The 15,359-nt window shown below is 63.0% G+C and carries 14 protein-coding genes; 7 read left to right on the plus strand and 7 right to left on the minus strand.

All coding sequences use genetic code 11. The annotated features are described in order from the left end of the window. Positions 1 to 3: 3 nt before the first annotated feature. The 4 genes from mnmG to hemJ form a co-directional block, all read right to left on the minus strand. Positions 4 to 1,884: a tRNA uridine-5-carboxymethylaminomethyl(34) synthesis enzyme MnmG gene (gene mnmG / locus AC0L3B_RS04390; RefSeq protein ID WP_018459643.1), complete on the minus strand. Its 1,881-nt coding sequence runs from the start codon at positions 1,882 to 1,884 to the stop codon at positions 4 to 6. 435 nt (positions 1,885 to 2,319) lie between these two features. Then, positions 2,320 to 3,678, minus strand: coding sequence for a tRNA uridine-5-carboxymethylaminomethyl(34) synthesis GTPase MnmE (mnmE, locus tag AC0L3B_RS04395; protein WP_473380072.1), 1,359 nt, complete (start codon positions 3,676 to 3,678; stop codon positions 2,320 to 2,322). 306 nt (positions 3,679 to 3,984) lie between these two features. Beyond that, positions 3,985 to 5,250: a transcription termination factor Rho gene (gene rho / locus AC0L3B_RS04400; protein WP_007598612.1), complete on the minus strand. Its 1,266-nt coding sequence runs from the start codon at positions 5,248 to 5,250 to the stop codon at positions 3,985 to 3,987. Positions 5,251 to 5,497: 247 nt separating this feature from the next. Further along, complete coding sequence (gene hemJ, locus AC0L3B_RS04405) at positions 5,498 to 5,932, minus strand: protoporphyrinogen oxidase HemJ (protein ID WP_018459641.1); 435 nt, start codon at positions 5,930 to 5,932, stop codon at positions 5,498 to 5,500. Between the two features lie 460 nt (positions 5,933 to 6,392). On the opposite strand from hemJ, the gene AC0L3B_RS04410 reads away from it, so the two are divergent. From AC0L3B_RS04410 to dnaQ, 4 genes are read left to right on the plus strand one after another with little or no spacing between them, the layout of a single operon-like run. Then, on the plus strand, positions 6,393 to 7,232 hold the full coding sequence (locus AC0L3B_RS04410; RefSeq protein WP_018459640.1) for a pyruvate, water dikinase regulatory protein: 840 nt from the start codon (positions 6,393 to 6,395) through the stop codon (positions 7,230 to 7,232). Positions 7,233 to 7,250: 18 nt separating this feature from the next. Next, positions 7,251 to 7,859, plus strand: a complete 609-nt coding sequence (locus tag AC0L3B_RS04415) for a Maf family protein (RefSeq protein WP_473380073.1) — start codon at positions 7,251 to 7,253, stop codon at positions 7,857 to 7,859. A gap of 23 nt (positions 7,860 to 7,882) precedes the next feature. Beyond that, on the plus strand, positions 7,883 to 8,482 hold the full coding sequence (gene coaE, locus AC0L3B_RS04420) for a dephospho-CoA kinase (protein WP_085349243.1): 600 nt from the start codon (positions 7,883 to 7,885) through the stop codon (positions 8,480 to 8,482). Between the two features lie 28 nt (positions 8,483 to 8,510). Further along, entirely contained in the window at positions 8,511 to 9,227 is a 717-nt protein-coding gene (gene dnaQ, locus AC0L3B_RS04425) for a DNA polymerase III subunit epsilon (RefSeq protein ID WP_085349244.1), read from the plus strand. Here the strand turns inward: dnaQ and secB are convergent. Beyond that, positions 9,224 to 9,706 carry a protein-export chaperone SecB gene (gene secB, locus AC0L3B_RS04430; RefSeq protein WP_007598595.1) on the minus strand — a complete coding sequence of 161 codons (483 nt, stop codon included), beginning with the start codon at positions 9,704 to 9,706 and terminating at the stop codon, positions 9,224 to 9,226. The two genes, dnaQ and secB, sit on opposite strands and share 4 nt — an antisense overlap. Before the next feature lie 415 nt (positions 9,707 to 10,121). Here secB and AC0L3B_RS04435 point away from each other — a divergent pair, with 415 nt between their 5' ends. The 3 genes from AC0L3B_RS04435 to AC0L3B_RS04445 are packed head-to-tail and all read left to right on the plus strand — an operon-like array spanning position 10,122 to position 12,905. After that, the gene (locus AC0L3B_RS04435; RefSeq protein ID WP_473380074.1) at positions 10,122 to 10,817 is read left to right on the plus strand and encodes a Tim44/TimA family putative adaptor protein; all 696 of its coding nucleotides are present in this window, start codon (positions 10,122 to 10,124) and stop codon (positions 10,815 to 10,817) included. Next, complete coding sequence (gene mltA, locus AC0L3B_RS04440) at positions 10,795 to 12,318, plus strand: murein transglycosylase A (protein ID WP_473380075.1); 1,524 nt, start codon at positions 10,795 to 10,797, stop codon at positions 12,316 to 12,318. Before AC0L3B_RS04435 ends, mltA begins: the two co-directional genes overlap by 23 nt. Then, entirely contained in the window at positions 12,315 to 12,905 is a 591-nt protein-coding gene (locus AC0L3B_RS04445; RefSeq protein WP_473380076.1) for a Smr/MutS family protein, read from the plus strand. The genes mltA and AC0L3B_RS04445 overlap by 4 nt, the downstream gene beginning before the upstream one ends. On the opposite strand, the gene AC0L3B_RS04450 is transcribed toward AC0L3B_RS04445, so the two are convergent. Beyond that, positions 12,902 to 14,026, minus strand: coding sequence for a hypothetical protein (locus tag AC0L3B_RS04450; protein ID WP_473380077.1), 1,125 nt, complete (start codon positions 14,024 to 14,026; stop codon positions 12,902 to 12,904). The genes AC0L3B_RS04445 and AC0L3B_RS04450 overlap by 4 nt on opposite strands. Before the next feature lie 28 nt (positions 14,027 to 14,054). Further along, positions 14,055 to 15,359: an ATP-dependent protease ATPase subunit HslU gene (hslU, locus tag AC0L3B_RS04455; protein ID WP_018459633.1), complete on the minus strand. Its 1,305-nt coding sequence runs from the start codon at positions 15,357 to 15,359 to the stop codon at positions 14,055 to 14,057.

Below are 15,359 nucleotides of genomic sequence, written 5' to 3' on the forward strand. Positions count from 1 at the left end.
AACCTATGCGATTACTTTGGAAGTCTTCCGCGCTTCGCGGCGGAGATAGGCCGCAAGAATGCCGAGCGCGGCAGGCGTCATGCCGTCGATTCGGCCGGCCTGGCCAACGGTGAACGGCCGCGCGTTCTCCAGCTTGGCCCGCACCTCATTGGAGAGACCGGGGACCTGCTGGTAATCGACGTCCGACAACACCATCCCCTCGTCCCGCCTGAAGGCTTCGACGTCCGCGCTCTGGCGCTCCAGATAGACATCGTACTTCGCGTCGATCTCGAGATGGGTGGCAATGACGGGATCAATGCCGGACAGCTCGGGCCAGATCGCACGGACCTGGCTCCAGCCAATATCGGGATAGGCCATCAGTTCGAAAGCCGAGCGCCGCTGGCCGTCCCGGTTCAGGGACAGACCATGCTTGATCGCTTCGTTCGGAGTGATCGTCAGCGACTTCGAGAGCGCTCGTGCCGCATTCAGGGCGTCCATCTTGGCGCGATGATGCACCGTCCGGGCGCTGCCAACGCAGCCCAGAGCGACGCCCTTCTCGGTCAAACGCTGATCGGCATTGTCGGCACGCAGTGTCAGGCGGTACTCGGCCCTGGAGGTGAACATCCGATAGGGTTCGCTGATGCCGCGGGTGACGAGGTCGTCGACCATGACGCCAAGATAGCCATCAGCTCGGTCGAACACTGTCAGCGCGGCGCCGCTCGCAGCCAATGCCGCGTTCAGCCCGGCCACGATGCCCTGGCCGGCAGCTTCCTCGTACCCCGTGGTGCCATTGATCTGGCCGGCCAGGAACAGACCGCGCAGGCGCTTGGTCTGGAGGGTCGGATCGAGCTCACGCGGATCGATGTGGTCGTATTCGATGGCATAGCCCGGCCGGACCATCTTCACCCGCTCCAGGCCGGGAATGGTTGCGAGAATGGCGAGCTGAACGTCCTCCGGCAGCGAGGTCGAGATGCCGTTGGGATAGACAGTGCTGTCGTCGAGCCCTTCCGGCTCCAGGAAGATCTGGTGACCGTCGCGATCGCCGAAGCGAACGATCTTGTCCTCGATCGAGGGGCAATAGCGCGGTCCGGAGCTCTTGATCTGGCCGGAGTACATCGGAGAGCGATGAACATTGGCCCGGATCACCTCATGGGTGGCGGAATTGGTTCGGGTGATTCCGCACTGGATCTGCGGCGTCGTGATCCGCTCGGTCACCATCGAAAACGGCTCCGGAGGCTCGTCCCCCGGCTGCATCTCGACCGCCGACCAGTCGATCGTCGTGCCATCCAGACGCGGCGGAGTGCCCGTCTTGAGCCGTCCAAGGGTGAATCCGGCGCGCTCGAACGAGGTCGAAAGGCCCATCGCAGGCGCCTCGCCGACCCTGCCGGCGGGCCAATTCTTCTCTCCGAGATGGATCAGACCGCGAAGGAAGGTGCCGGTGGTGACGACGACAGCCCCTGCCCGAAGCTCGCGGCCATCTGCCAGGCGCAGGCCGATCACCCGTCCCTCGACCACGATCAGCTCGTCCGCTTCGCCTTCGACCACGGAAAGACCCTCGGTCTCCCGGATCGCCGCCTGCATCGCGGCCGCATAGAGCTTCCGGTCGGCCTGCGCGCGCGGACCACGGACCGCTGGGCCCTTACGACGATTGAGAACGCGAAACTGAATACCGCCGGCGTCGCCGACCCGGCCCATCAGACCATCGAGCGCGTCGACCTCGCGAACCAGATGGCCCTTGCCGAGACCGCCAATGGCGGGATTGCAGGACATCGCGCCGACCGTGGAGAAGCGGTGCGTCACCAGAGCGGTCGCCGCGCCCATCCGGGCAGAGGCAGAAGCGGCCTCACAGCCGGCATGGCCGCCGCCAATCACAATGACGTCGAAGCTCTCTCGCTCTGTTCGCATGGACGGACTTCTAGCTCAGAGGCGGGGAAGCCGGAAGCGGAAACTGGAAAGGGCGGTTGTTTCACGTGAAACGGTGCAAGCGGAGCCCAGATGTTTTTCGCGAAAACAACCCCATGCACAGTAGAACCGCCCTTGGAAAGATTATCATTTTCAGTGGGAGAAAACGGAGCTCCCGAAGCATAAAGTGTCTACTGAAGGGCCGTAACGTCCAGATGCGGCCCGGTCTCCGAAGCTCGATGGCAGCGGCATACTCCCATCATCGCGAGCGGAGTGATCCGGGATCTCTCCGCTCACCCGCTCCCTTAGCTGCCACGTTTGCCAGCAAATATGGGTAATGGAGTCACGTTTCACGTGAAACGTCTCGGAACGCGAAGCAGTGTTTCACGTGAAACGAAGAAGTGGAACAAAGGCTAGTTCTACAATGAAGAACTAGGGCTACTTCCCAACGCAGAACTTCTGAAAAATCGCCCCCAGGACGTCCTCGACATCCACCCGACCCAGCAGCCGGCCCAAGGCATAGGCCGCAGCGCGCAGCTCTTCGGCGGCAAGCTCCTCGCCGTCTTCTACAAGCTCTAGACTCCGCCGCAAGCTGTCCGACGCTCGGCGCAGCAAATCCCGCTGCCGGGCCCGGGTCACCAACGCGCCCTCAGTCGTTCCGAAGAAGTCGGCGGCGAATTTCACCATAGCATCGACCAGCTCGGGAATGCCGTCCCCCCGGCTGGCGGCGATTCCGAACTCACCGTACAGGCCGACGTCCTCGACCCCGCCGAGATCGATCTTGTTGCGCACGATCCAGACCGAACCGCCGGAGCGGCTGCCTGCGTTGCCGGACTTCCCCAGCAACGGCATTGCGGCCGGATCGACCGCGCGCCCCGCCTCCACCAGCCACAACACGAGGTCGGCGTCTTTGGCTCGGGCTCGCGCCCGGCGAACACCCTCCTGCTCCACCGGATCGTCGGTCTCGCGAATGCCGGCCGTGTCGATCACCGTGACGGGATAGCCATCAAGATCGAGCTGCACCTCGATCACATCGCGTGTCGTGCCGGCATGCGGCGAGACGATCGCGACGTCGCGGCGCGCGAGCTGGTTGATCAGCGTCGACTTACCCACATTCGGCTCGCCCGCGATCGCAACCATCAGGCCGTCGCGCAAGCGTTCAGCTTGTCCCTGTGCCGCAAGGACTTCTGCGATTTCGTCATGCAGCGCACTGATCGCCTTGACCGCAGGCGCTCTCAACTCGGCGGGCACATCGCCCTCGTCGGAGAAATCGATGCCGGCCTCGATCAAGGCCGAAGCCTCGATGATGCGCTCGCGCCAGTCGCGCGCGCGATTGCCGAGGAGACCCTGCAACTGCCGCAACGCCTGGCGGCGCTGGCGGTCGGTGTCGGCATGAATGAGATCGTCGAGGCCCTCCGCCTCGGTCAGGTCGAGCTTGCCGTTCTCGAAGGCGCGCCGGGTGAATTCGCCCGGTTCGGCAGCTCGCATATTCGGAATTACGGAAATTGCGGCAAACAGTGCGGCCAGCACCGCGCGGCCGCCATGGACGTGAAATTCGGCGACGTCCTCGCCGGTCGCGCTGCCGGGCCCCGGAAACCACAACACCACCGAATCGTCGATCGGCTGGCCCACGCCGTCATGAAGGAGCCGGCGGCTGGCCTGCCTCGGCGCCGGCAGCTTGCCCGCCAGCGTCGTCAGCACCAGGCTGGCGCCTGGCCCGGAGACACGCACCGCCGCAAGCGCACTTGGCGGACGGCCAGACGACAGTGCAAAGATGGTGTGGTCTCGCGGATACATAGCCTATTTGTCCGGCTGAAAGGGAAAAGGCAAACATCCGTTTCGGCTGACAAATCGAGCGATTATGCTGCTTGGATCTCGCAAAACGAATGGTGCGATGCAATACATTCGCGAGCGTCTCCTGCAAGACCCACTTCCAACGGAATGAGCGGCATCCCTCGATCCCGCTATTCATAAATTATATCAACATCTTAGACGACGCCTACTCCAGACGACAAACGCCCGCCATGCTGCAGCTCGCTGCAACAAAGGCGCACAAAGAAAAAGGGCGCCCGAAGGCGCCCTTTGGATCATGTTGCAGTGCAATCAGGTGTTCATCGAATCGAAGAACTCGGAATTGCTCTTGGTCGAGCGCAGCTTGTCGAGCAGGAAGTCGATGCCGTCCATCGTCCCCATCGGATTCAGGATGCGGCGGAGTACGTACATCTTCTTCAGAACCACCGGATCGGTGATCAGCTCTTCCTTACGGGTGCCGGAGCGCGAAATGTCGATCGCCGGGAAGGTCCGCTTGTCCGACACCTTGCGATCGAGGATCAGCTCGGAGTTGCCGGTGCCTTTGAACTCTTCGAAGATGACTTCGTCCATACGGCTGCCGGTATCAACCAGCGCAGTCGCGATGATCGTCAGCGAGCCGCCCTCTTCGATGTTGCGGGCGGCGCCGAAGAACCGCTTCGGCCGCTGCAGCGCGTTGGCATCGACACCGCCGGTCAGCACCTTGCCCGATGACGGCACCACGGTGTTGTAGGCGCGGCCGAGGCGCGTGATGGAGTCCAGCAGGATCACGACGTCGCGGCCATGCTCGACCAGACGCTTGGCCTTCTCGATCACCATCTCGGCGACCTGGACATGGCGCACCGCCGGCTCGTCGAAGGTCGAGGAGACGACCTCGCCCTTCACCGAGCGCTGCATGTCCGTGACTTCTTCCGGACGTTCGTCGATCAGGAGCACGATCAGATAGCACTCGGGATGATTATGCGCGATCGAGTGCGCGATGTTCTGCATCAGCACGGTCTTGCCCGTGCGCGGCGGCGCGACGATCAGCGCGCGCTGACCCTTGCCGATCGGCGCAACGATGTCGATCACCCTTGCAGACAGGTCTTTCCGCGTGGGGTCGTCGATTTCCATGCGGAAGCGCTGATTCGGAAACAGCGGCGTGAGGTTGTCGAAATTGACCTTGTGCTTGGCCTTTTCCGGGTCCTCGAAATTGAGCGTGTTGACCTTCAGCAGCGCGAAATAGCGCTCGCCCTCCTTCGGGCTGCGGATGTGGCCTTCGATAGTGTCGCCGGTGCGCAGGCCAAAACGGCGGATCTGCGAGGGCGAAACGTAGATGTCATCCGGGCCCGGCAGATAATTCGCATCGGGCGAGCGGAGGAAGCCGAAGCCGTCGGAGAGAACCTCGACGACGCCTTCTCCGACGATGTCGGTCTCGGCGAGCGCAAGCTGCTTGAGGATGGCGAACAGCAGCTCCTGCTTGCGCATGGTGCTGGCATTCTCGACCCCATTCTCTTCCGCGAACGAGACGAGCTCGGCCGGCGTCTTCGACTTGAGGTCCTGGAGTTTGATTTCCCGCATTGGGGTGGTCCTGTGGGGTAACCTGGGAGGGGGGTGCGAGGAGGCTCTGAAATGCGGACGCGAAAAGGTAAGGTCCGCAGGTCTGGCAAGGAGAGCGCCGGTGAGGCTTCAAACCTGATGGGGTGTCCGGCCTCTGGAAAGCTCAGACACGACCACATCCGCCTGCGTTGGGTGGGATATCGCTAATATAGAAAATCGCCTCACACTCCGCAAGCAGAAGCACTGAGCGATTGTTCGCGACCGCTGCCTAGAACGGCTTCACGATCACCATGATGACGATCAGAATCATCAAGGCAGTTGGTACCTCGTTGATAATCCGATAGAATTTCTGGCTCCGGGGGCGCCGGTCCGCCGCGAAATCCTTCAGCCAGCGCGAAAAAAAGCCGTGGACCGCGGACATCGCCAGGACCAGTGCCAGTTTTACGTGCAGCCAGCCGAAAGTGAACCAGTGTCCAGCCCAGGCGAGGTAGAGCCCGGCGAGCCAGGTCACGATCATAGCGGGGTTGATGATCGCCTTGAACAGCCGCCGTTCCATGATCTTGAACGTTTCCGACTGCTGCGAGCCGACTTCAGCCTCGCAATGATAAACGAACAGCCGTGGCAAATAGAGCATGCCCGCCATCCAGGAAATGACGGCGATCACATGCAGCGCCTTGATCCAGAGGTAGACGTCTTCAAACATGTCTGGGGGTCCGGATTCCTGCCCAGCCGAGGGGAACGCTGGGGATAGTAAGAACTCGTTAAGGTCTTGCCTGCACACATATCCGTCCGTAGCGCCCTTCTCCAATAAGAATCTTAGATTCTTAAGGTTTGAGTCTATGTGACGGTGAATTGGACTCACACATTTCCGTCCGCCCGTTCACACGCGCTTGTTCACATCCATCAACATATCCTCTGACAGCTCCGGCCGCTTTCGATAAGTCGGTCAGCTTCAAAGGCTTGCGCGTTTCTGTCGGCAGCTTATCAAGAGGGTTATCGACGCAATCCCGTTTCCCTTTCGGGAGGGCGTCGAAGTTGTTCTCAGGGGCAGCGGTGTGAAGAAAATCGGCCGTTGTCCCGCCCCCGGTGTCGCACATCCCTTTCCGGGAGGTTAAGCTCCACAGAAATCCACAAACCACACCGACTCCATACAAAGGGCTTTTGTGCCGACTTCGAACAATTATTTCCATCTGCACCTCGTCTCCGACTCCACCGGTGAGACGCTGATCACGGTCGCGCGCGCCGTTGCCGCCCAGTACGCCAACGTGACCCCGGTCGAGCACGTCTATCCGCTGGTGCGCAGCCAGAAACAGCTCGATCGCGTGCTCGACGAGATCGAGGAAGCGCCGGGAATCGTGCTGTTCACGCTGCTCGAGAAGGATCTGGTTTCGAGGCTCGAGGATAAGTGCAAGGGGATCAATGTTCCGAGCCTGTCGATCATCGGGCCGGTGATGCAGTTGTTCGAGGCCTATCTCGGAGCTGCCACGACCGGCCGGGTCGGCGCCCAGCACGTGCTCAATGCCGAATACTTCAAGCGTATCGACGCGTTGAACTACACGATGATCCACGATGACGGCCAGCATGTCGAAGGGCTCGACGACGCGGACGTGGTGCTCGTCGGCGTTTCCCGCACCTCCAAGACCCCGACGTCGATCTACCTTGCCAACCGAGGCATCCGCACTGCCAACGTGCCGCTGGTTCCAGGCATTCCGGTGCCCTCGCAACTGGAGACGTTGACGCGACCGCTGGTGGTGAGCTTGCATGCGACGCCGGAACGATTGATCCAGGTGCGCACGAACCGCCTGCTCTCCATGGGGGCCGATTCCAGCAGCGACACTTATACCGACAAGCAGTCGGTCGCCGAGGAGGTCGCATTTGCCCGCAAGCTGAGCGCCAAGCACGATTGGCCGCTGCTCGACGTCACGCGGCGCTCGATCGAGGAAACCGCCGCGGCGATCATGAAACTCTACAGCGATCGTCAGCGTAACCGGCCTTCTGAATAGCTTTGGGATAGTTTCGCGATGGGTCTGTGGCTCGGCAAATTTTCGTTGATCCTGGCCTCGCAGAGCAGCGCGAGAAAGATGCTCCTGGCCAATACCGGGCTCGAGTTCAAGGCGATCACGGCTGATATCGACGAGCGCGGCATCCAGGCCGCCTCCGGGCTTTCTGGTCCGCGCGAGATTGCCCTGCTGCTGGCGCGCGAAAAAGCCAAGGCAGTCTCGGCCCATCACGCTGGAAGCACCGTCATTGGTGCGGATCAAACGCTGGCGCTTGGCGATCGCCTCTTCAACAAGCCTGCGGGCCGCGCCCAGGCGCTGGCGCAGCTGCGCGATCTCTCCGGCCATAGCCATGAGCTGAATTCCGCCGTGGCGATCGCACGCGATGGCGAGATCATCTTCGAGGACGTCTCGGTTGCCCGCCTCACGATGCGGCAGATGACCGAGGCCGAGCTTTCGGCCTATCTCGACATCGCCGGCGGCGCCGTCAGCACCAGCGTCGGCGGCTATCAGCTCGAAAGCCTGGGGATCCATTTGTTCGAGCGTATCGAGGGCGACCACTTCACCATTCTCGGCTTGCCGCTGCTGCCGCTGCTTGCGTTCCTGCGGCGCGAGCGGCTAGTTGCGGTGTGACTGGCAGATATGGTTGGGCGCTGATGCGGATCCTGGGACTGACCGGCTCGATCGGGATGGGCAAATCGACCACCGCGAAATTGTTCGCGGAGGCTGGCGTGCCTGTCTACGATGCCGATGCGGCCGTCCATCAGCTCTATGAGGGCGAGGCCGCACCCGCGATCGAGGCCGCCTTCCCCGGCACTACCGCGAACGGCAAGGTTGATCGGCCAAAACTCTCGGCGCGTGTGGTGCACGATCCTGCGGCCATCAAGCAGCTCGAGCAGATCGTCCATCCGATGCTCGGCGCTTCCCGGAAAAAGTTCTTCGCCGACGCCGAAGCCGCCAACGCGCCGGTCGTGGTGCTGGACATACCGCTGCTGTTCGAGACGGGTGGCGAGACGCGGGTCGATGCCGTAGTCGTCGTCACCACGTCTCCGGAACTGCAGCGCGAGCGGGTGCTGGCGCGCGGCACGATGGACGAGGCCAAGCTCGACGCCATCATCGCCAAGCAGACACCCGATGCGGAAAAGCGCAGGCGTGCCGATTTCGTGGTGGATACATCCCACGGACTCGAACCGGTGCGCGCCCAAATCGCGCACATCCTCGCCGACGTCGTTAAGATGCCGCAGCGGCGCGCCTGATTCGCCGCCTGACACGGCTTCCCAGATCATGCGCGAAATCGTTCTCGACACAGAAACCACCGGCCTTGACCCGTTGCGGGGAGATCGCCTGGTCGAAATCGGCTGCGTCGAGATGCTCAATCGCATGCCGACGGGGCAGAGTTTCCACGTCTACATCAATCCCGAAAGGGACATGCCGGCAGAAGCCTTTGCGGTGCACGGGCTGTCGGCCGAATTCCTGGCGACGAAGCAGCTGTTTCACGAGGTCGTCGACGATTTTCTGGAGTTCATCGGCGACGCGCCGCTGGTGATCCACAATGCCTCGTTCGACATCAGCTTCATCAATGCCGAGCTCGACCGGATCAAGCGCCCGGCGATCCCGCGCGAGCGGCTGGTCGATACGCTGCTGCTGGCTCGGCGCAAGCATCCCGGCGTGTCGAACCGGCTCGACGATCTCTGCTCACGCTATGCGATCGACAATTCACGCCGCACCAAGCACGGCGCATTGCTCGACGCCGAGCTGCTTGCGGAAGTCTATGTGGATCTGGTCGGGGCGCGGCAGTCGCAGCTGCTGCTTGCTTCGGAATCCGAAGAGACTCGCGCCAATGGGGCTGCCGATGCGCCTCGGCGGCAACGGCCGGCGCCGCTCACCCCGCGCATTTCGGACGCCGAGCGCGAGGCCCACCGGGCCTTCATCACAACGCTCGGCGACAAGGCGATCTGGAACGAGTTCTTGCCCGCTCCAGCCGCCCCTTTGGCTGGTTAAGCCTGGCCGCTCGGCTGAGCGGCCATTTGCCGCTCCATGTTCTGGCGATAGAGGCCGACGAAGTCGACCGGATCCAGCATCAAAGGCGGGAACCCGCCGTCGCGCACGGCAGTGGCGATGATCTCACGGGCAAACGGGAACAGCAGGCGCGGGCATTCGATCATGACCAGCGGATGCAAATTGTCCTTCGGCACGTTGGAGATGCGGAAGACGCCGGCATAAGCGAGCTCGAACGAGAACATGATCTTGCCGGCGGTCTCGGCCTTGCCCTCGACCGACAGCGTCACCTCGAACTCCTGTTCGCTGAGATTGTTGGCGCTGACATTGATCTGGATGTTGATCTGGGGCGGCTGGCTCTGCTGCTGGAGCGAGCTGGGCGCATTCGGATTTTCGAACGAGAGGTCCTTGGTATATTGCGCCAGGACGTTGAGCTGGGGAGCCTGGGCCGCCTCGGGAGGGGTGCCGTTACCGTTGGTCATAAGAGTGTCTCCTTACCCGATTGGGCTGAATTTCGCGGCGGTTGGCTAACATAGGGCTACCTCGTTCCACAAGGACGAACGGTCCCGGATGGGGAAATCCGGCCACGCCCACAACTGTGGCGTTCACCCCGGCGATCCCGCGCAACTGCGCCTTAAACGATTGAAGATGCGCGATTTCCGGGCAGGATCGGGTTTCCCCTTAAGCATAAAACGCGCTACACTCGGTGCTGTGCCAAAAGGCGCCATTGGTCGGGCAAGATTTCGTGCCTACATCCCACGGACCTGACGCGCGGACCCAAAATGGTGATGTAGACTTGCCGTTCCGGTATGGAACGGTCTACTGGCCGGATCGATTTTCCCGGCACGATCCTTTCGAGACGGCCCCTTCTACAGACGACCAGAAAGCGAATACGACGTGGACATCTACACCATCATCTTCCTGGCGCTGGCGGTCTTCATCTTTCTGAGGCTGCGCAGCGTGCTGGGGCAGCGCACGGGCAACGAGCGGCCGCCGTTCGACCGCAACGCGCTCCAGGGCGCCCAGGACAAGAACATCGTCACCATGCCGGGCAAGGTCATCGACCAGGCTCCCTTGGCGCCGACGGCCGAGCCGACCCCGCCCTCCGACCGTTGGAAGGGCCTGACCGAGCCGGGCACCGTGCTCGCCCAGGGTCTCGACGCCATCGTCGAAAAGGATTCCACCTTCGATCCGCGGCATTTCATCTCCGGCGCCCGCGGCGCCTATGAGATGATCGTGCTGGCCTTTGCCAATGGCGACCGCCGCGCGCTGCGCGACCTGCTGTCGTCGGAGGTCTATGAAAGCTTCGATGCCGCGATCAAGGAGCGCGAGAAGAACGAGCAGAAGACCGAGACGCGTTTTGTCTCGATCGACAAGGCCGAGCTCGTCGGCGCCGAACTGCGCGACCGCACCGCCCAACTCACGATCCGCTTCGTCTCGCAGATGATCTCGGCCACCCGGGACAAGGCCGGCAACATCGTCGACGGAAGCGCCGACACGGTCGCCGACATCACCGACATCTGGACTTTCGCCCGCGACATCACTTCTCGCGATCCGAACTGGAAGCTGGTTGGCACCGGAAGCGCGAATTAAGGTTTTCCTGAAGACCAGCGCGACGGCGCTTTGCGCAGGTGCCGTCGCGCTGTCGTCGTTTTCACTCGGCGCTGAGGCGGCGCGGCGCCACTATCGCAGCCATCACCATCATCTCCCGGAATTGCCTGCCGCGCCGCCGCGCGCCTTGCCATATCCGCAGCTTCCCCTGCCGCTCGAAATTCCCGGCGCCCAATATCTGCCGCTGGCCTGGGCCGACGTGAAGGGCTGGGGCGACGACAATCATCTCGCCGCCTACAAGACCTTTCGCGCGAGTTGCCGTCCGATCAACGCGCAGACCGGCGCTCCCGAACCGAAGGCTTTGGGCGCCTCGCTGGGCGAACCCTGCCGGGTCGCCAAATCGCGCGAGCTTACCGACGACGCTCGGGCCAAAACCTTCTTCGAGGAGAATTTTGCGCCGCTGCGGATTTCGCGCCTCGGCGAGCCCGATGGTTTCGTCACCGGCTATTACGAACCGGTGCTGGAGGGATCGCGCACGCAGACCGACGTCTACAATGTCCCGGTCTATCGCCGCCCCTCGAATCTCTTTGTGCGCGGTTACAAGCAGGATTCGGTCAGCCTGCCCAACAAGGGCCCGGTCTATCGCAAGATCGGCCGCCGCAAGCTCGTGCCTTATTACGACCGCGCCGAGATCGAGGACGGCAAGATCGCCGGCCGCGGACTCGAGATTGCCTGGCTGAAGGACCCGACCGATCTGCTGTTCGCCCAGATCCAGGGTTCGGCGCGGATCAAGTTCGACGACGGCGGCACGGTCCGGCTCAACTACGACGCCTATAACGGCTATCCCTATACGGCGCTCGGTCGCATCCTGATCGAGCGCGGCATCATTCCAAAGGAAGAGATGTCGATGCAGAAGATCAGGGAGTGGATGGCGCAGACCCCTGACGGTGCCAAGGAGCTGCGCCGCCAGAACCGCTCCTACATCTTCTTTCGCGAGGTCAATCTATCCGACAAGGAGGAGGCGGTCGGCGCGCAAGGCATTCCGTTGACGGCCGGCCGCTCGATCGCGGTCGACAAATCGCTCCACGTCTACGGCACCCCGTTTTTCATCGAAGGCGAGCTGCCGATCGATTCCGAACGCGCGAAGACGCCGTTCCATCGGTTGATGATCGCGCAGGACACGGGCTCGGCCATCATCGGTCCGGCGCGCGCCGATCTTTATTTCGGCGCGGGTCAGGATGCCGGCCGGGTCTCCGGGCGGCTGCGCCATGCCATGCATTTCGTGATGCTGGTGCCGAAGAGCCTCGATCCAACAACGCGCGGCGCGCGGCTCCCGGTGCCGGACCCGCGGCCCTCGGAGAAGATCGCAAAGCTGTTTCCGCAAACGGAGCCTGCGAAGGACAAGCCGCCTGCCGAGCTGCAAAGCAAGAGCGAGACGGTCGCTGTCGCCGGTCCAGTCCCGCTGCCGGTGCCGCGTCCCGTGATCGAGCCAGTTCAGGAGCCGCGGCGGCCCGTGAAAAATCGCTCCCATCGGCAACAATGAAGCGATCGTCCCGTCCGCCCGTGCTGGAGCCTCGTCCCTCGCCGCGCCGTCGCGCGGTGAGTGAGGAAGAGCGCGCGCTGTGGGATAAGGTCGCAAAGCAGGTCAAGCCGCTGAGAAAGCATCGTGCGGCGAAGGCGCAAGCTGCACCACGCACCGAGTCTTCGCCTGCAGCGCCCGCCCCTCGGCTTGCGCCGTCGCCACGTCCGATTGCCGCTGCCCCGGCACCGCGCGCAGCGAAGCCGGCGGTGCCGCCGCTGGCGCCGCTCGGCAAGCGCGAGCGCACAAAGCTGTCGCGCGGGCGCAGCGAGATCGAGGCGCGGCTCGATCTGCACGGCATGACCCAGATGCGTGCCCACCGCGCGCTGAGCGGCTTCCTGCACCGCGCCCATCATGACGGCCTGACCTTCGTGCTGGTCATCACCGGCAAGGGCCGAAGCGGCGGCGAAAGCGGCGTGCTGCGCCGTCAGGTGCCGGAATGGCTGAGCCTGCCGGAATTCCGGGCCTTCGTCGTCGGGTTCGAAGAGGCCGGTATCGGCCATGGCGGCGAGGGCGCGCTCTACGTGCGGATCAGGCGGGCGAGATATTAGAACGGCCGCACGATTCCGACGCGCGGGATCAATGTGACAATCAGGCCGAAGATATTTGTCGTCTGATCTTCCGCCGAAATCAGCGGCGTCTCGCGTGCGGCGGGCAGCATCTTCACCGCGTGCAGGATCAGGAACATGCAGACTGCCCAGTTCGAGATCCAGCGCGAATAGTCGAATACCATCACGAACATCACGACACAGGCGAGGCTGACGCCGATCAGCGCCGCAATGACGAGGCGGCGATGCGTGTCGCTTGCGAGCGCGCCGATCAAATTCGCAAAATAGCGCCACAGCGGTGTGTGCAGCCAGATCAGCAGCGCGAACACGGGCACGCCGAGGATGTTGTGCGGCAGGCGGCCCCAGGTGTCGGAAATCTCCTTCGCCAACGGCTGATACCAGATGTAGGCAAACTGCAGCAGGTCGGTCCGCGACGGATCGGCCATCCGGCTCTTCAGATAGGCGACGAAATCCGCCTCCGGGACCGGCATCGTTCCCCAAAACTGCGCGGCGAAGAACAGCGCGGAGACGGCCAGCAGGGCCATGATGCCGAACGCGACATTGGTGCGATCGCAGCCATGCGCTAGATAGTGCCTGATCACGACGATGGTGATGATGGTCGGCACATACATCAAGAGATGGATGTGGTGGATCAGGACGAGAACGATCGAGAACAGCGCAGCCAGCGCCACGAATAGCAGCGAGCCGGCCGGCACCAGCAGCAGGACGATCGCCAGCGCGCAGCCATAGATGTCGAAATGGCCGAGCGTGTGCATGAAGTTCTTGAGGAAGAACGGCGAGCCCGCGATGAAGACGAACGTCGGCAATGTCTTCGCGGTGAAGCCGAACGTTGTCTGGAATAGTCTTGCGTACAGCCCGAGCGTCACCAGCCATGTCGCGCCGCCGAGCGCGAACACCAGCCATAGCGGCACCTTGTCGGTGAACAGCGCGACGATCGTCCCGATCAGCGCGCGCTTGATGAAGCCAAAATGGTAATCGACGAGGAGGTGGATGTAGGGGACGTAAGGCGGCAGCTGGATCTTGTGAACGAAGACGCCAACGATGATTGCCGCGTTGATCGCGAGCAGCAGGCGCCAGGGGTTTTGCAGGAAGCGTGCGGTCACGCCGCATCCATAGCGCGACCGTCCGGAATTACAAAATGAACCGGCTCAAATCCGCGTTCTTGGCGAGGTCGCCGACGTGCTTCTGCACGAAATCGGCGTCGACCCTGACGGTCTCGCCGCTGCGATCTGGGGCGGTGAAGGAGATCTCGTCCAGCACCCGCTCCATCACGGTCTGCAGCCGCCGCGCGCCGATGTTCTCGACGGTGGAATTCACGGCCACCGCGACGTCCGCAAGCGCGTCGATGGCGTTGTCGGTGATGTCGAGCGTGACGCCTTCGGTCTGCATCAAAGCGACATATTGCTTGATCAACGAGGCCTCGGGCTCGGTCAGGATGCGGCGCATGTCGTCGCGGGTCAGCGCCTGCAGCTCGACGCGGATCGGCAGGCGGCCCTGCAGTTCCGGCAACAGGTCGGACGGTTTGGCGACGTGGAAGGCGCCTGAGGCAATGAACAGGATGTGGTCGGTCTTCACCGCGCCGTGCTTGGTCGAGACGGTGGTGCCCTCGATCAGCGGCAGCAGGTCGCGCTGCACGCCCTCGCGCGAGACGTCGCCGCCGGCGCGGCCTTCGCGGGCGCAGATCTTGTCGATCTCGTCCAGGAATACGATGCCGTTGTTCTCGACCGCGCTGATCGCCTCCATCGTCAACTGATCGCTGTCGAGCAGCTTGTCGGATTCCTCGTTGATGAGGATCTCGTGCGAGCTCTCCACCGTCAGCCGCCGCGTCTTGCTGCGGCCGCCGAGCTTGCCGAAGATATCGCCGATCGACACCGCGCCCATCTGCGCGCCAGGCATGCCCGGGATCTCGAACATCGGAAAGCCGCTGCCGCCGCCTTGCGTCTCGATCTCGATTTCCTTGTCGTTGAGCTCGCCCGCGCGCAGCTTCTTGCGGAAGGAGTCCCGCGTCGCGGCGCTGGAATTGGCGCCGACCAGGGCATCAAGTACGCGCTCCTCAGCGGCGAGCTGCGCACGTGCCTGCACGTCTTTGCGCTTGCGCTCGCGGACCTGGGAAATCGCGACCTCGACGAGATCGCGCACGATCTGCTCGACGTCGCGGCCGACATAGCCGACCTCGGTGAATTTCGTCGCCTCGACCTTCAGGAACGGCGCGTTGGCAAGCTTGGCGAGCCGCCGCGCGATCTCGGTCTTGCCGACCCCGGTCGGGCCGATCATCAGGATGTTCTTCGGCAGCACCTCTTCGCGCAAGGAGCCTTCGAGCTGCTGCCGCCGCCAGCGGTTGCGCAGCGCGATCGAGACGGCGCGCTTGGCATCGGCCTGGCCGACGATGAAACGGTCGAGTTCGGAAACGATTTCGCGGGGGGAGAAGTCTGTCAT

Source organism: Bradyrhizobium sp. Kon56 (assembly GCF_055807635.1).